Source organism: Pseudomonas sp. lyk4-R2A-8, from assembly GCF_030209095.1.
Classification (GTDB): Bacteria; Pseudomonadota; Gammaproteobacteria; order Pseudomonadales; family Pseudomonadaceae; genus Aquipseudomonas; species Aquipseudomonas quebecensis.
On record NZ_JARVSS010000017.1, the window covers coordinates 150398 to 164913 of the forward strand.

Here is a 14516-nt window from a genome sequence, read left to right on the forward strand (position 1 = left end):
TTTTTTGATCAGGCAGCGTCGCACTCCTCAGGTAGAATGCTCGGCTTATTTTCGCGATCGTAGCCCTGCCCATGCCCGACATTTCCTCTCGACACGCCACCATCATCGGCGGCGGCCCAGCCGGGCTGATGGCCGCCGAAGTCTTGAGCCTGGCCGGGGTGCATGTGGACCTCTACGACGGCATGCCCTCGGTGGGGCGCAAGTTCCTGCTGGCGGGCGTAGGCGGTATGAACATCACCCATTCCGAGGCGTACCCGGCCTTTGTGGCCCGCTACGCCGAGCGCGCCGCGCAAATGGCGCCCTTGCTGCGTGAGTTTGGTGCCCAAGCGTTGTGCGAGTGGATTCATGGCCTGGGTATTCAAACTTTTGTCGGCACCTCCGGCCGCGTATTTCCTACCGACCTGAAAGCCGCCCCGCTCTTACGTGCCTGGCTCAAGCGCCTGCGCGACCAAGGCGTGGTTATCCACACCCGCCATCGCTGGGTGGGCTGGAATGCCGAGGGCGATTTACTTATCCACAGCCCGGACGGCGAAACAGTTGTCCGCAGCGAGGCCGTGCTGTTGGCCCTGGGCGGCGGCAGTTGGTCGCGCCTGGGTTCCGACGGCGCCTGGCTCAAGCTGCTGGAAGACAAAGGCGTGCCCTACGTCCGCCTGCAACCGAGCAACTGTGGTTTCGAGGTGTCGGCCTGGAGCGATTTGATGGTCAGCAAATTCGCCGGCGCGCCGTTGAAAAACGTCGCCATCGGCTTGGGGGACGACAAACCGCGGCTGGGCGAATGCGTGATCACCGCCACTGGTATCGAGGGCAGCTTGATCTATGCGTTGTCGGCGCCGATTCGGGAAGCGATCAACCGCGACGGCGCGGCCACCGTGCATATCGATTTGCTGCCGAGCAAACCGCTGGATAAGGTCCAGGCCGCCCTGACCAAGCCGCGTGGCTCGCGCTCGATAAGCAAGCATTTGCACAGCCAGTTGGGGTTGGATGGGGTGAAAGCCGCGCTGCTGCGCGAGTTGACGCCAGCCGATCACTTCCAGGATCCCGCGCAATTGGCGGTGGATATCAAGGCGTTACCCCTGACGCTGGTGAAAACCCGGCCAATGGATGAAGCCATCAGCACCGCAGGCGGCGTGCCCTTTGAAGCGTTGGATGAGCGCTTGATGCTCAAGCAATTGCCGGGGGTATTTTGTGCGGGCGAGATGCTGGATTGGGAAGCGCCGACCGGCGGGTATTTGCTGACGGGGTGCTTTGCCAGTGGTCGAGCAGCTGGGCGGGGCATGCTGGAATGGTTGAACCGCTGATCGTTCCCACGCTCCGCGTGGTAATGCCGCCAGGGACGCTCCGCGTCCCGCTGTAGAGTCGTGACGCAGAGCGTCACAGGATGCATTCCCACGCAGAGCGTGGGAGCGATCATTTACTTCTTCTTACGCGGCCCGGTATTAAACACCGGCACCTTACGCACCGGCTTGATCGACGGCTCCACCGGCGCCGCGTCCCCACTGTCCACCCACTTGCCCAGATTGCGCTTGCCGCCACCACCGGACGCCTTGGGCTTCTTCGGTTTTTTCGGCTTCTTCACCACTTGCCCGCTGGCATCGGTATCCGGAACCCGGTGCTCGGGCTCAAAGTCCGGCTCGGTTTTGCGCGTGAGGGTCTGACGGGTCAGCATCTCGATGGCCGACAGCATGTTCACTTCATCGGCACACACCAGGGAAATCGCCTCACCGGTGTTGCCCGCGCGGCCAGTGCGGCCGATACGGTGGATGTAGTCCTCGGCCACGATCGGCAGGTCGAAGTTGACCACCAGCGGCAGGTCTTCAATGTCCAGGCCACGGGCCGCCACATCGGTGGCCACCAGGATCTGCACATCGCTGGACTTGAAGCGGTCCAGCGCGCGTTGGCGCGTAGCCTGGGGTTTGTCGCCATGGATGCCGTCGGCATTGATGCCCAGGCCCTGCAGCTTGTCCACCAGCGCATCCACGCCGTTGCGGGTCTTGGCGAACACCAGCACCTGCTTCCAGCGGCCTTTGCGCATCAGGTGCACAAACAGCTCCGGCTTGCGCTTCTTGTCCACCGGCACTACCCATTGCTTGACGGTGTTGGCGGCGACGTTACGCGGGCTGACTTCGATGCTCAGCGGGTCGTTGAGCATCTGCCCGGCCAGCAGGCGGATGTCATCGGAGAAGGTCGCCGAAAACAACAGGGTCTGGCGCTTTTTCGGCAGCATGCGGTAGATGTTCGCCAGTTCTTCGGAGAAGCCCAGATCGAGCATGCGATCCGCTTCGTCCAGCACCAGGGTCTGCAGCTGGTTGAGCTTCAGCGCGTTCTGGCGGAACAGATCGATCAAGCGGCCAGGGGTGGCGACCAGGATGTCGACGCCCTTGCGCAGCTTCATCATTTGCGGGTTGATGCTCACGCCGCCGTACACCGCGTAGGTGGTCAGCGGCAGGTGTTGCGCATATTCGGCGACGCTGGCGTGGACCTGCTCGGCCAGCTCACGGGTTGGGCACAGGATCAGCGCGCGTGCCGAGTTGGCGGCGACTTTCGGCCCTTCCAGGGTCAGCAATTGCAGCAACGGCACGGCGAAGCCGGCGGTCTTGCCGGTGCCGGTCTGGGCGGCGGCCATCAGGTCGCGACCGGCCAGCACCGCCGGAATGGCTTGCGCCTGCACCGGCGTCGGGGTCTGGTAGCCTAGCGTCTCAAGGGCGCGCAGCAAGGGTTCGATCAGGCCAAGGGTGGCGAAAGTCATGTAGTTACCGTAGGAAAAATCAACGCAAGGTCGCAATGCGCGGCAGTTTACCTTATTTCCGGCTTGGGCTTGCGCCACTGGGGCAGGCTGATTAACAGCACCGCGCTGATAATCACCAGCATGGCCAGGGCTTCTTCCAGGCCGATGGTTTCACCGACGAACACAATCCCCAGCAACACCGCCACCGCCGGGTTGACGTAGGCGTAACTGGTCGCCGCTGCCGGGCGCACGTGCTTGAGCAGGTACATATAGGCGTTGAAGGCGATGATCGAGCCGAATACGGTCAAGTAAGCCAGGGCCAGCCAGCCTTCCAACGGAGGCATCGCCTGCAGGTGCTCGCCGGACAGCGCACTGACGATCAACAACGCCACACCGGCCACCAGCATTTCCGCGGCACTGGCCATGGCGCCCTGGGGCAACGGCAACTGCCGGCTCCACACCGAGCCGAACGCCCATGACGCCGCCGCAAACAGCAACAACGCGGCCCCTATCGGACTCGACTGCAGGGTGCTGCCCATGTTGAGCATGGCGATGCCGACGATCCCCAGGATCACCCCGGCCCATTCCAGTCGCGTATTACGCGCGCCCCAGAAGTACCCGCACAGCAGGGTGAACAGCGGCACCGTCGCTACCGCCAGCGCCGCCACACCGGACGACACGCCGGTGTGCTCGGCCACGCTGACGCCGCCATTGCCGAAGGTGAGCAGCAAAATGCCGATCATCCCGGCGGCTTTCCACTGCTTCCAGGTCGGCGCCGGCACCCCACGCCATCTGAGGTAGCCATACATCAACGCCCCCGCCGTGCAAAACCGAATCCCCGCTAGCAACAGCGGCGGCCAATATTCGACGCCGATGCGGATCACCAGGTAGGTGGAACCCCAGATCACATATAAAGCAAAGAAGGCAGCGATCAACGGTAAGGGAAAGCGACGTGGGCCAGGCATGGGGCGGCTCTATGACGGAAACGGGAGGCTTATTCTAGAAAGGCAGGCGGATAAAAATAAGTTACAAAACCTGTTTAAACGGCCCATACACTTTTCAAAACAGGGTTATGGGGGCTATAAGCTTTGTTTTCGAAAGCAACCGGTGATTGGAGCCTTTCTATGGACAAATACGACCGCATGCTCCTCAACGCCCTGCTTGAAGACGGCCGCGCGTCCTACGCACAACTGGCGCGCATCGTTAACCTCTCCGCCCCGGCCGTGGCCGAACGCGTGGCCAAGCTGGAGGCCAGCGGGGTAATCACCGGCTATCAGGCCAAGGTGGACCTGTCCAAAGTGGGCTTACCGATTCAATGCGTGATTGAACTGCGCCTGACCCACCACGGTAATCAAAAGGTCTACGACGCCCTCGCCGAAATCCCCGAACTGACCGAGTGCCACCGCGTCACCGGCGACCCCTGCGTGATCATGCAGGCGGCGGTGGGGTCGATGCAGGAGCTGGAAAACCTGATCAACCGGATTGCAAAGTTTGGGTTCAGCAAGACCTCGATCATCCTATCGAGCGCGATAGAACGGCGAGTGCCGTTGGGGCAATTGGAAGGTAATGGGAAAACGCTTGGCTGATAGATCGCCATCGGGGGCAAGCCCCCTCCCACAGTTTTGACCGCGTTGACTGCGCAATCCGAAGGTAAACACAGATCCAATGTGGGAGGGGGCTTGCCCCCGATGGCGTCAGTGCCCGCACTGCAAATTCGCGCGCTCAACGATCAAGTCGACTATCTGCTTGATGGTAGTGATGTGATCCCAATCCTCCTGCGTCGCCTGCAAGTTGAATTGCCACTTGATCTGCATGACAAAGCAGGTCAAATCATCATCAATAATCTTGAAGTCATGGATGAAGTCCGTTTGCTCCGTGACCTGGCTTCGGTCGATAAAGCCGATGATATCGACGAATAGCTGAATTACCTTTTCGCTGATCTCGGTTCTCATTTAGTCAGCGTCCTTTTCTTTGCCTCTGATAACTGAACAGATACCAGAGAGCGTTTTTTAATGGCCAGCAAGACTGATCTCATTCATATGAGGGAAATTTCCGAGCGCATTTTGGTTCCTTGCTCTGTCCAGGCGGCACGACTAATCTGGCCTGCGTCATCGGCCCTTCGATGACCGGAAGTGCAAGCCGAAATTGGCGGAAGGAGCGAATCAAACATCCTGGAGTTCTCAACATGGTCAAGACAACTTCCGCATCAACAGACACTCAATCCAAGTTCCCCAGCGAAGACGCCCTGCTCCACCGCCGCGCCATCGAGTACTACCTCAAAGCCTGCGCCCCGGATGCTCCACACTTCATCCTGAACGACAATCTGAGCTTTGAAGACGCCCTCGCCCATGCGGCGGATTTACTGCACTGCGCGGTCGAGACTGCGCACTCATCCACTGACGCGATGAACGTGCAGCAGCGGGCGGTGATGCATTTTGTGGAGATGGCAAAGGGAGTGGTGGATCAGGCTCTGGAGTGTGTGCAGCCTCGATGAACGACACATAACTAACGTGGGAGGGGGCTTGCCCCCGATAGCGGTGGACCGGTCAGCTAATCTGTGACTGACACACCACAATCGGGGGCAAGCCCCCTCCCGCATTTCCAGCGGAGTTGTTCTGTCAGAACCCGCGATGTTTCTTCAGGTGCTCATTGATCTTCGCCGCCGGCACCTTCTGCAAGGTGCACAGCAGGTCGTGGGACAGTTCGCGCAGGCCATGGGTACGTCGCAGTTCCTGGGCCAAATGCGCCGTCAGGTTGGCGGCCATTTCCGCGTCCGCCAATGCACGGTGAGCCTTGCCGGTATGAGGCAGTTGAGCGAAAGCATTCAACGTGCCGAGCTTGTGGTTGGGTGCCGAAGGCATCAGGCGGCGGGCCAGCAGCAGGGAGCAGGCGAATTTCTGCAGGCGGGTGCGGCGGATCAGGCCCAGTTCGTAGTCCCAGAATTTCTGGTCGAATGCGGCGTTGTGCGCCAGCAGCGGCGTGGTGCCGACGAACTCGTTGACTTCGTTCATCACCCGCTCGGCCGGTGGTGCGCTGCGCAACATGGCGGTGCTGATGCCGGTCAGTTGTTCGATAAAGCCCGGCACGCGCACGCCGGCATTCATCAGGCTCTGGTAGCGGTCGACGATTTGCCCGCGCTCAAGGATGACCACGGCAATTTCCGTGGCCCGGCACTGGCTGCTCGGGGTGATGCCGGTGGTTTCAAAGTCGATGACCGCTATACGTTCCAAACCTGTTCCTACTCCGTCAAAACAACTATTTAAGCAGCAACGCGCCTTCGATCGGCACGTAGCGGCTGGCGGCGCGTATCAATGAATTGGCCGTGAGCCCCGGCACGCCATAAGCCACGGCTTCAACGCCATGTTTGTGGATGATGCGTTCGAGCAGCATGTCGAAATCACCGTCACCGGAGGCCAGCACCACTTCGTCGACGTGGTCGGCGGCGTCCATGATGTCGAGGGTGATACCCACGTCCCAGTCGCCCTTGGCCGAGCCGTCGCTGCGCTGGATATACGGCTTGAGCTTTACCGTAAAGCCCAGGTTGCGCAGGATCTGCTGGAACTGCTGCTGCTTGCTGTCGCCCCGGTCGATGGCATAGGCATACGCCTCGACGATATGCCCGCGGGAGCTGATATCAGCCCACAGGGCGGCGTAGTTGAAGTGGCAGCCATAGGCCTGGCGCACGGTGTAATAGAGGTTTTGTACATCGGCGAACACTGCAATTTTCTTCACCGCACTTCCCCATGACAGCCATTTGGACCCGGCATACGGGGGTCCGCAAAGGCGCCAGTATGCCAGCCACAGGGAAGTTTCCGGGAAAAAATCAGACCGGGGCGCTATGCCGCCCCGGCCTGGCGGTGTCAGACGAAGGAATCGTCATCATCGAAGACGGAAGAGTCGTCGGAATAATCGCTATCGGCAAAGCTGTCGGCGTTGTTGCCGCCCCAGCTGTCGTTGCCGGCGAACTTCTGGTCATCGTTGCCCCAGTTGCCTTGATCGCTGGCCGGCGCCGGTTGCTCGATGATTTCTTCCACCACCTGTGGTTGCTGGTTGTGGTGGAACAGGCTGCTGATGCCCTCGGCCAGCAACACACCACCGGCCACGCCCGCTGCGGTTTTCATGGCGCCGCCAAGGAAACCGCTGCCCACGGGCGCGGCAGGTGCTTGGGGGGGCTGCTGATAGCTCTGTTGCGGCGCAGGCTGGCTGAAGGAGGGCCGCGCCGGTTCGCGCCAACCGCCGCCCGTGGAGGCCGGGGCGCTCTGGGTGGGTTGCGCGTCGCGGGAGCCGCCGCCAAAAATGCTCGACAGGAAACCGCCACCGCTGGAGGCGGCGGGTTGCGCGGATTTGGCGCGTTGCAATTGTTCCTGCAACTGCTGAATCTGCTGCGCCTGTTGCTTGTTCTGCGCGTCGAGGCTCTGCAGGGCGTGTTCCTGCACCAGAATCGACTGGGTCATGTAGTACCCGGCGGCCGGTTGGCGAGTCATGTGCTCCTTGATCCGCGCTTCGGCCTGGGCGTCGCGGGGGGCTGAGTCCGTTTCGGCTTGCTGCAACCGTGAAAACAGTCCATCGATCAGGGTTTGCTCTTCGCTGTTCATGGCGACCTCGTTAGATTGCCGGTAGAAATCGTGGTCCTGCCCTTGATCAGGCCAGGTGCGTGCTAGTTATGGGGCTGTTACCAATTGTTTCAATGGTCTTTACTCAAGGTTTACGTTTGTGCCCCTTCGATGCTGATCGGTTAAAGTGTCGCCCTCGTTTACAGGCCTGCGATGAACCTGATGAATCCGTTAGACGTACTGCGCGACTCCTTCCGTTTTACCCTGCGCAACCTGGGCGCCATCGTTCAGCTGTGCCTGCCCTGGGTGATCCTCGAAGCGGTGCTGCAACAAGTGCTCGACCATACGCTCGGCGCGGACGCCTTCCCCGGTTACAGCGTGATAGTGGGTTTGCTCGTCTACCCGGTGTATACCGGTGCCCTGATTCTGTTCCTTGACGCCCGAACTCGTGGCCAGACGCCGCGCACCCGCGATGTGTGGGCGATGGCGCTGACCCTGTGGCCGCGTTTCGCGCTGCTGACGGCCATGAGCACGCTGTTGATTCTGCTGGGGCTGTCGCTGTATTTCCTGCCGGGCCTATGGCTGATGGTGGTGCTGGGGTTTGCCGAGTACCTGCTGGTGCTGCGCGGCATGCCGGCGCTGGAAGCGATGAAGGAAAGCCTGCGCCTGACCCGTGGGCATTTCTGGCGCATCCTCGTGTGCCTGCTGTGTGTGATGACACCCCTGTGGCTGCTCAAGGGCGCCAGTGTCGCGGCGTATCCCGAGCCGGCGCCGTTGCTGGGTGTGCTGATCGACAGTGCTCACAGTTTCCTGCAGCTGTTTACCAGTGTGGTGCTGTTCCGTTTATTCATGCTGATCGGTGGCGACGCCGACGCGCGGTGATATGCTCCCGCCATCCCTGACACGCCCTAAGCCGAGCCGATGACCCGTTTATTGCGCATCACCTTGCTGGGCCTGCTGATCGTCGCGGGCCTGGCGAGCGCCTTGATCTACAGCCTCACCTGGCGCCCCGAACCCAGGCAGACCCTGCCCGTCAGTTGCGTGGCGCCACGGGCGCCTACCCTGCTGCCCGGGCAGGCGCTCAAAGTGATGACCTGGAACGTGCAATACCTGGCCGGCAAGAACTACGTGTTCTGGTACGACACCGCCGACGGCAGCGGCCCGGACGAGCGCCCCACCGTGGAAGACATGGCCGTCAGCCTCGATGAAGTGGCGCGGATAATCCGCGATGAACAACCCGACCTCCTGCTGTTGCAGGAACTCGACGAAAACGCCAAGCCCTCCCATTACCAGGATCAACTCGCGTTGCTGCAAGAGCGCCTGGTCGACCTCTACCCGTGCAGCGCCCAGGCGTTCGACTGGAAAGCCGATTTCGTGCCCGACCTGCATATTTTCGGCAGCGTCGGGCGCAAGCTCGCCACCCTCAGCCGCTACCAGATCGAACACGCCGAACGCCTGCAACTGCCGGTGCCGGATGCTGGATTGATCAGCCGCCAGTTCCAGCCCAAGCCCGCCCTGCTGCTGACGTACCTGCCGTTGAGCGATGGCGGACAGCTGGCGGTGCTCAACACGCGTCTGAATCCCGATATGCCGGGGCACAGTGCCGTGCAGGAACAGGTGCAGGCCACGGTCAAGCTGTTGGATAAATTCGAGGGGCGTGGCACACCGTGGTTGATCGGCGGCGATTTCAATCTGCTGCCGCTGGGGCAATTCCTGCGCCTGGACGCCAGCAAACGCGGGCAGTATTCGCCGGACAGCGAGCTGCACCTGCTGTGGGACAAATACCCGATGATCCCGAGCAACAGCCAATCCAGCGGCATCGACCGGGAGAAATGGCTGACGTACTTCCCCAACGACCCGAGCATCGACGGCCCGGATCGCACGGTCGATTACCTGTTCCACAGCCCGCGCATCAAGCGGGTGGAGGCCAAGGTGCGGCAGGAGGATACGTTGCGCATTTCCAACCATTTGCCGGTGATTGCCCGCTTCCTGCTGCCCGCCGCGCAATAAATGTAGAAGGCTTAGGGTTACGACTTTCGGGGTTTGATCCGCGCGGTCGGCTCGGCTATCAGCGGATCATCCGGCCAGTAATGCTTGGGATACCTGCCCTTCAGGTCTTTCTTCACTTCGGCATAGGTACTGCGCCAGAAGTTCGCCAAGTCCTGCGTCACCTGCACCGGCCGCCGTGCCGGGGACAACAGGTGCAGCTTCACCACCTGGCGCCCGCCGGCGATGCGCGGCGTGTCGGCCAGGCCGAACAGTTCCTGCAAGCGCACCGCCAGAATCGGCGGCTGTTCGCTGTAGTCCAAACGCACCGATGAACCCGAAGGGACTTTGATGTGCTGCGGCGCGAGTTCGTCGAGGCGCTGGGGCAGCGGCCAGGGCAGCAGGTTGTGCAGATAGCTGGAGATATCCAGGTTGGCGAAGTGGCTCAGGCGCGAGACTTTTCCCAAGTACGGCATCAGCCAGTGCTCCAGGCCGGCCAGCAACGCGTTGTCACTGAGGTCGGGCCACTCGCTGGTTTTGCCGGCGTCCAACTGACGCAGCAGCATCACCCGGGATTGCCATTGCCGCAGTTCCGGGGTCCAGGGCAACAGTTCCAGGCCTTTGCGCCGCACCAGATTCACCAGCGCCTGACTGCGCGCGGCTTCGTCGAGGCCGGTCAGCGGTTCGCGGCTGAGCACCAGTTCACCGACTTTGCGCTGGCGCTCGGCACGCAGTACGCCTTCGCGTTCGTCCCAATCCAGTTGATCGACGTTGCGCACTTGCTCGGCGAGCACCGTGTCGAACAGCGCCGGATCGAAATCCGCCGCCAGGTAAATGCGTTCTTCGCGCTGGCCCTGGCGGCTGCCCAGGTCGGCGATCACCAGCCACGGTTGTTTCATCAGGCTGTCGGCCTCGGCGAACAGCGCCGCGCGGCCATTGGCCAGGCGGTATTCGGCGCCGCCGGGGCGACGCTGCTGGGCCACGCGGTCCGGGTAGGCCAGCGCCAGTAAGGCGCCGAGCCAGCGCGGGTGGTCTGGATCGGCCACCGCTTGCGTCGGCTTGCCGCGCAGGTACCCGCGATATTGCCGCGCCAGTTGCCTGGCCCGCTGCACGCCACCTTGGCCGCCGCGTGCGCGTTCTTCGCCGGACATCAACGCCAGACGGCTATGCAGGTCCGCACCGGCACCGCGCAAAATATCGCGCTCGCCCAATAGCGCGGCGACGTCACACGCGGTGGCCGCCAGCCCCAGGTCTTGCCCGCGCAGCAGCAAATGAGCGATGCGCGGATGGGCCGGCAACTCGGCCATCTTCTGCCCATGCGCCGTCAGTTTTTCTTCACTCAATGCCCCCAGACGCACCAACAAGTCCTGGGCCTGGGCATACGCGGCGGTCGGTGGCACATCGAGCCAAACGAGCTGCGCGGGCGTCACGCCCCAGCGCGCCAGCTGCAAGGCCAGACCGGCGAGGTCGGCGGCGAGGATTTCCGCGCTGCCATACGCGGCCAGGCCTTCATGCTGGTCTTCGGACCACAACCGATAACACACCCCCGGTTCCAGGCGCCCGGCCCGGCCGGCGCGCTGGGTCGCACTGGCGCGGGAGATGCGTTGGGTGTCAAGGCGAGTCATGCCGCTGCCGGGGTCGAAACGCGGCACTCGTGCGAGCCCGGCGTCGATCACCACGCGCACGCCATTGATGGTCAGGCTGGTCTCGGCGATGTTGGTGGCCAGGACCACTTTGCGTGTGCCGGGCGGCGCAGGGTCGATGGCGGCGCGCTGGGCGTTGAGGTCCAGCTCGCCGTGCAGCGGGCACAGCAGCACATCGGGGCTGTCGCCCAGGGCGTCGGCAAGCTGCTGGTGGACCCGGCGAATCTCCGCCTGGCCCGGCAGGAACACCAGCACACTGCCGGTTTCGTCATGCAGGGCTTCAAGGACGGTTTGCACCACGCGCGGTTCGATAAACTCACCGGGCTGATACGGCCGCCCCCAGCGCATCTGCACCGGAAACATGCGCCCTTCGCTGCGCAGGATCGGTGCGTCGTCCAGCAAACCGGCCAGGCGCTCGCCTTCGAGGGTGGCGGACATCAACAGGATTTTCAGCGGCTGCTCATCGCGAAACAGCTCGCGGCCATTCAGGCTCAGGGCCAGCGCCAGGTCGGCGTCGAGGCTGCGCTCGTGAAATTCATCGAAGATCAGCAGGCCCACGCCCTCCAGGGCCGGGTCGTCCTGCAGGCGCCGCGTGAGAATGCCTTCGGTGACCACTTCGATGCGCGTGTCGGGGCCGACTTTGCTGTCGAGGCGGATGCGATAGCCGACGGTGTCGCCGACTTTTTCGCCCAGCTCGCTGGCCAAGCGTTCGGCGGCGGCGCGCGCAGCCAGGCGGCGCGGTTCGAGCATCAGGATGGTCTGCCCGGCCAGCCACGTTTCATTCAATAAGGCCAAGGGCACGCGGGTGGTTTTACCGGCGCCGGGCGGCGCTTCCAGCACGGTTTCATGGCGATTGGCCAAAGCGTCACGCAGGGCGGGTAAAACATCATCGATGGGCAACGAATTCATACTGGCTCCAAAGCAGAGCGGCGAGTATAACGGCGAACTGCCGGATGCCGACGCTGGTCTCAAGGCCGGTGTTATATAGTCGCGTATCAACCCTGTTGAGGAGATTGTCCATGCGTATCGCTTCCCGAGTCATCGGCGGTGTTTTAGCCGTCACCCTGCTCAGCCAATTGACCGCCTGCGGCTCGATTTTCTACCCCGACCGCCGCGGCCAGATCGACGGCAAGATCGACCCGACCATCGCTGTGCTTGATGCCGTGGGCCTGCTGTTTTATGTGATCCCTGGCCTGATCGCGTTTGGCGTCGACTTCGCCACGGGCGCGATCTATTTCGAGCCGGGCAAGACTGCCCAGGTCGCCCCGGAAAAACTCCACGAAGCCGTCGGCGCCGACGGCCAGGTCGACAACGCCAAGCTGCAAAGCATCATTCAGAAAGAAACCGGCCGCAGCCTGCCGCTGGACGACCCGCGCCTGATCCAGTTCAAGGGCAGCGTGCAACAACTCGCCGCCCTTGGCCTGCAACCCGCCGCCTAAGGACAGCCCATGACCAGCAGTCCCGAACACGCCCGGCTGTTGCGCCTGGCCACTCGCGCCTCGGTTGCGGTGGCCTGTGTACTGATCATCACCAAGGCCATCGCCTGGTGGTTCAGCGGCTCGGTGAGCATGCTTGCCGGCTTGACCGACTCGCTGCTGGACGGGGTGACGTCGCTGCTCAATCTGCTCGCCGTGCATTACGCGCTGCGACCGGCCGATGACGATCACCGTTACGGGCATGGCAAGGCGGAGTCGTTGGCCGGCATGGCCCAGGCGTTATTTATCGGCGGCAGTGCGGTATTGATCGCACTGCAGGCCTATGAGCGCCTGCAGCATCCGGAACCGGTGGGCGCGCCATGGCTGAGCATCGGCGTGATTGTGTTCTCCCTGTTGCTGACCGTGGCCCTGCTGATGCTGCAACACCGGGTGGTCCGTGAAACCGGCTCCAACGCCGTGCGCGCCGACTCGCTGCACTATCGCTCGGACCTGCTGCTCAACGGCAGCATCCTGCTGGCGCTGGTGCTGGCCGCCATGGGGTTGCATCAGGTGGATGCCTGGTTCGGCCTGGGGATCGCCGCCTACATTTTGTGGAGTGCCATCCATATCGCCCGGGAAAGCTTTGCGGTGCTGATGGACGAAGAACTGCCGCCCGACGTCAGCCAGCACATGCTGGAGCTGGCCCGTGGCGTGCCCGGTGTGCTGGGCGCCCATGACCTTCGCACGCGGGTATCGGGCAACCATTGGTTCGTGCAATTGCACCTGGAACTGCCGGGGGACCTGACCTTGTCAGTGGCCCATGACATCAGCGACCAGGCCGCCGATGCCATTCACGCCGCCTACCCGCGCGCCGAAGTGCTGGTACACGCCGACCCGCAGGAAGTGGTTACAGGCGCCAAGGTCTAGTACTGCACCTGATACCCGCGACTGCTCAGGCAGTTGCCCTGGGCCTGGCGGTAGGCCTGCACCACCGCCGGGTCGGGTGCATAGGTGACGGCCTGAGGGTCGAAGCCGCTTTGCTGCACCGCCCAGCGATAACAGTCATAACCATCCTGTTGCACCTGGGCCGGTGATTGGCCATTGGCGGGATAGGCCACCACGTCATAACCATTGCCCTGGGGCGCAGGCTGCGGCGCGGGAACCGCCGCCGGCGGCTGCACCACCACGTATTGCTGTGTGCTTTCTTCGTAGGCGTAATAGGCGCCGGCGGCGAGGAACAGCAGCGAGCCGCCGACCCACACTTCGCGCGCGTAGTCCGGCAGGTAATGCACGTGGATGCCGTAAGGCGGCGCAACCACGACATAGCGCGGGCCTTGGGGGCGATACCAGTAACCGCCGGAGAAGAAGTAGTCCTGGCCACGATACGGCACGCGGTAATTGCGGTCGGGGAAGCGGTCCACCACATAACCCGGACGGTACTGCGGGCCTGGGCCCCAGCCATTGCCATGGCCGTCGGGGCGCCCTGGCCAACGATGGTCATCCGGACGCCCGTTGTAGCCGGGACGCGAACCGGGGCCGCCGGCTTCCCAATGTGGGTTGCCATCGTTGCGCCGGGGGATATCACGGTAGTAACCCTGGCGCGGTTCCTGGGTCTGGCGCACGGTATCGGGCCGGCCCTGGATCGGCAGATTATTCGGCGGTGGCGGTGGTGGCGCCGGCCGCTCCGGTTCGTTGCCCTGCGGCCGCGCCTGCCATTGACCACCGCTATTCGGGCCGCCGCGGTCAAAATGCTCGTTCTGCGGACGCGGTTGAGGGTTCTCGGGACGCGGCGGACTATTCTCCGGCCGCCGCCCGCCCTCCGGGCCGCGCTCATGCTGCCCACCGCCCTGCGGCCCTTGGCCTTCGCGAGGTGCGTTATCGCGCTCGTCGGCCAATACCTGCGCGCCGACACCGACCACCAGCAAACCAACACCTGCCAAACGCCAGATGCGCTTCATGCTTTTCCTCACTGCGATTCGGGGCTTGAACATGAGACTGGGAAAGCCTCGCCCGGTTCTGAGACAGGTTATCAGTCACGAGAACAATTTTCTTAAGGCAAAAGAAAAGGGGCGACCCGTCGGCCACCCCTTGAGAATTTCGTCCTGGCTCAACGCTTTTGACGTTGGCTCACCTCACGCCGTCTTGTGGACAGTGTGCAGCCTGGAGGCCGGCTCAACCCTGCTGGGGCGGCGGC

General features: G+C 62.9%; 15 protein-coding genes. 7 read left to right on the forward strand and 8 right to left on the reverse strand.

The genetic code is table 11. The features are described 5' to 3' along the window. The first annotated feature begins 71 nt into the window (after window positions 1-71). On the forward strand, window positions 72-1298 hold the full coding sequence (locus tag QRN10_RS18215; RefSeq protein ID WP_253509522.1) for a TIGR03862 family flavoprotein: 1227 nt from the start codon (window positions 72-74) through the stop codon (window positions 1296-1298). Window positions 1299-1411: 113 nt separating this feature from the next. Here the strand turns inward: QRN10_RS18215 and rhlE1 are convergent, their stop codons facing one another. Together rhlE1 and yedA are read right to left on the reverse strand one after the other, a co-directional pair. Beyond that, on the reverse strand, window positions 1412-2746 hold the full coding sequence (gene rhlE1 / locus QRN10_RS18220; protein ID WP_181079808.1) for an RNA helicase RhlE1: 1335 nt from the start codon (window positions 2744-2746) through the stop codon (window positions 1412-1414). A gap of 47 nt (window positions 2747-2793) precedes the next feature. Continuing rightward, a complete protein-coding gene (gene yedA / locus QRN10_RS18225) occupies window positions 2794-3690 on the reverse strand; it encodes a drug/metabolite exporter YedA (protein WP_285428835.1) in 897 nt (298 codons plus the stop codon). 159 nt (window positions 3691-3849) lie between these two features. Between yedA and QRN10_RS18230 the strand changes: the two genes are divergently transcribed. Beyond that, a complete protein-coding gene (locus QRN10_RS18230) occupies window positions 3850-4311 on the forward strand; it encodes an Lrp/AsnC family transcriptional regulator (RefSeq protein ID WP_034100874.1) in 462 nt (153 codons plus the stop codon). Between the two features lie 108 nt (window positions 4312-4419). Here QRN10_RS18230 and QRN10_RS18235 read toward each other — a convergent pair whose 3' ends face one another. Beyond that, entirely contained in the window at window positions 4420-4677 is a 258-nt protein-coding gene (locus QRN10_RS18235; protein WP_094066005.1) for an acyl carrier protein, read from the reverse strand. 233 nt (window positions 4678-4910) lie between these two features. Between QRN10_RS18235 and QRN10_RS18240 the strand changes: the two genes are divergently transcribed. Beyond that, window positions 4911-5219: a DUF3077 domain-containing protein gene (locus QRN10_RS18240; protein ID WP_285428836.1), complete on the forward strand. Its 309-nt coding sequence runs from the start codon at window positions 4911-4913 to the stop codon at window positions 5217-5219. 124 nt (window positions 5220-5343) lie between these two features. On the opposite strand, the gene QRN10_RS18245 is transcribed toward QRN10_RS18240, so the two are convergent. The 3 genes from QRN10_RS18245 to QRN10_RS18255 form a co-directional block, all read right to left on the reverse strand. Next, window positions 5344-5955 carry a 3'-5' exonuclease gene (locus tag QRN10_RS18245; RefSeq protein ID WP_285428837.1) on the reverse strand — a complete coding sequence of 204 codons (612 nt, stop codon included), beginning with the start codon at window positions 5953-5955 and terminating at the stop codon, window positions 5344-5346. A 25-nt stretch (window positions 5956-5980) separates the two neighbouring features. Further along, window positions 5981-6457, reverse strand: coding sequence for a LabA-like NYN domain-containing protein (locus QRN10_RS18250; RefSeq protein WP_285428838.1), 477 nt, complete (start codon window positions 6455-6457; stop codon window positions 5981-5983). 128 nt (window positions 6458-6585) lie between these two features. Next, a complete protein-coding gene (locus QRN10_RS18255) occupies window positions 6586-7320 on the reverse strand; it encodes a DUF2076 domain-containing protein (protein ID WP_181079815.1) in 735 nt (244 codons plus the stop codon). A gap of 180 nt (window positions 7321-7500) precedes the next feature. Here QRN10_RS18255 and QRN10_RS18260 point away from each other — a divergent pair, with 180 nt between their 5' ends. After that, entirely contained in the window at window positions 7501-8160 is a 660-nt protein-coding gene (locus tag QRN10_RS18260) for a DUF7847 domain-containing protein (RefSeq protein ID WP_181079816.1), read from the forward strand. A 39-nt stretch (window positions 8161-8199) separates the two neighbouring features. Beyond that, window positions 8200-9288, forward strand: a complete 1089-nt coding sequence (locus QRN10_RS18265) for an endonuclease/exonuclease/phosphatase family protein (protein ID WP_181079817.1) — start codon at window positions 8200-8202, stop codon at window positions 9286-9288. A gap of 17 nt (window positions 9289-9305) precedes the next feature. Here QRN10_RS18265 and hrpB read toward each other — a convergent pair whose 3' ends face one another. After that, complete coding sequence (gene hrpB / locus QRN10_RS18270) at window positions 9306-11816, reverse strand: ATP-dependent helicase HrpB (RefSeq protein ID WP_285428839.1); 2511 nt, start codon at window positions 11814-11816, stop codon at window positions 9306-9308. Window positions 11817-11926: 110 nt separating this feature from the next. Between hrpB and pmcY the strand changes: the two genes are divergently transcribed. Beyond that, complete coding sequence (gene pmcY / locus QRN10_RS18275; protein WP_266246896.1) at window positions 11927-12346, forward strand: periplasmic Zn2+ metallochaperone PmcY; 420 nt, start codon at window positions 11927-11929, stop codon at window positions 12344-12346. A 9-nt stretch (window positions 12347-12355) separates the two neighbouring features. Then, window positions 12356-13249 (forward strand): cation diffusion facilitator family transporter, encoded by an 894-nt coding sequence (locus tag QRN10_RS18280; protein WP_181079819.1) that lies wholly within the window; start codon window positions 12356-12358, stop codon window positions 13247-13249. On the opposite strand, the gene QRN10_RS18285 is transcribed toward QRN10_RS18280, so the two are convergent. Beyond that, entirely contained in the window at window positions 13246-14280 is a 1035-nt protein-coding gene (locus tag QRN10_RS18285) for a DUF6515 family protein (RefSeq protein WP_285428840.1), read from the reverse strand. The two genes, QRN10_RS18280 and QRN10_RS18285, sit on opposite strands and share 4 nt — an antisense overlap. Window positions 14281-14516 lie beyond the last annotated feature (236 nt).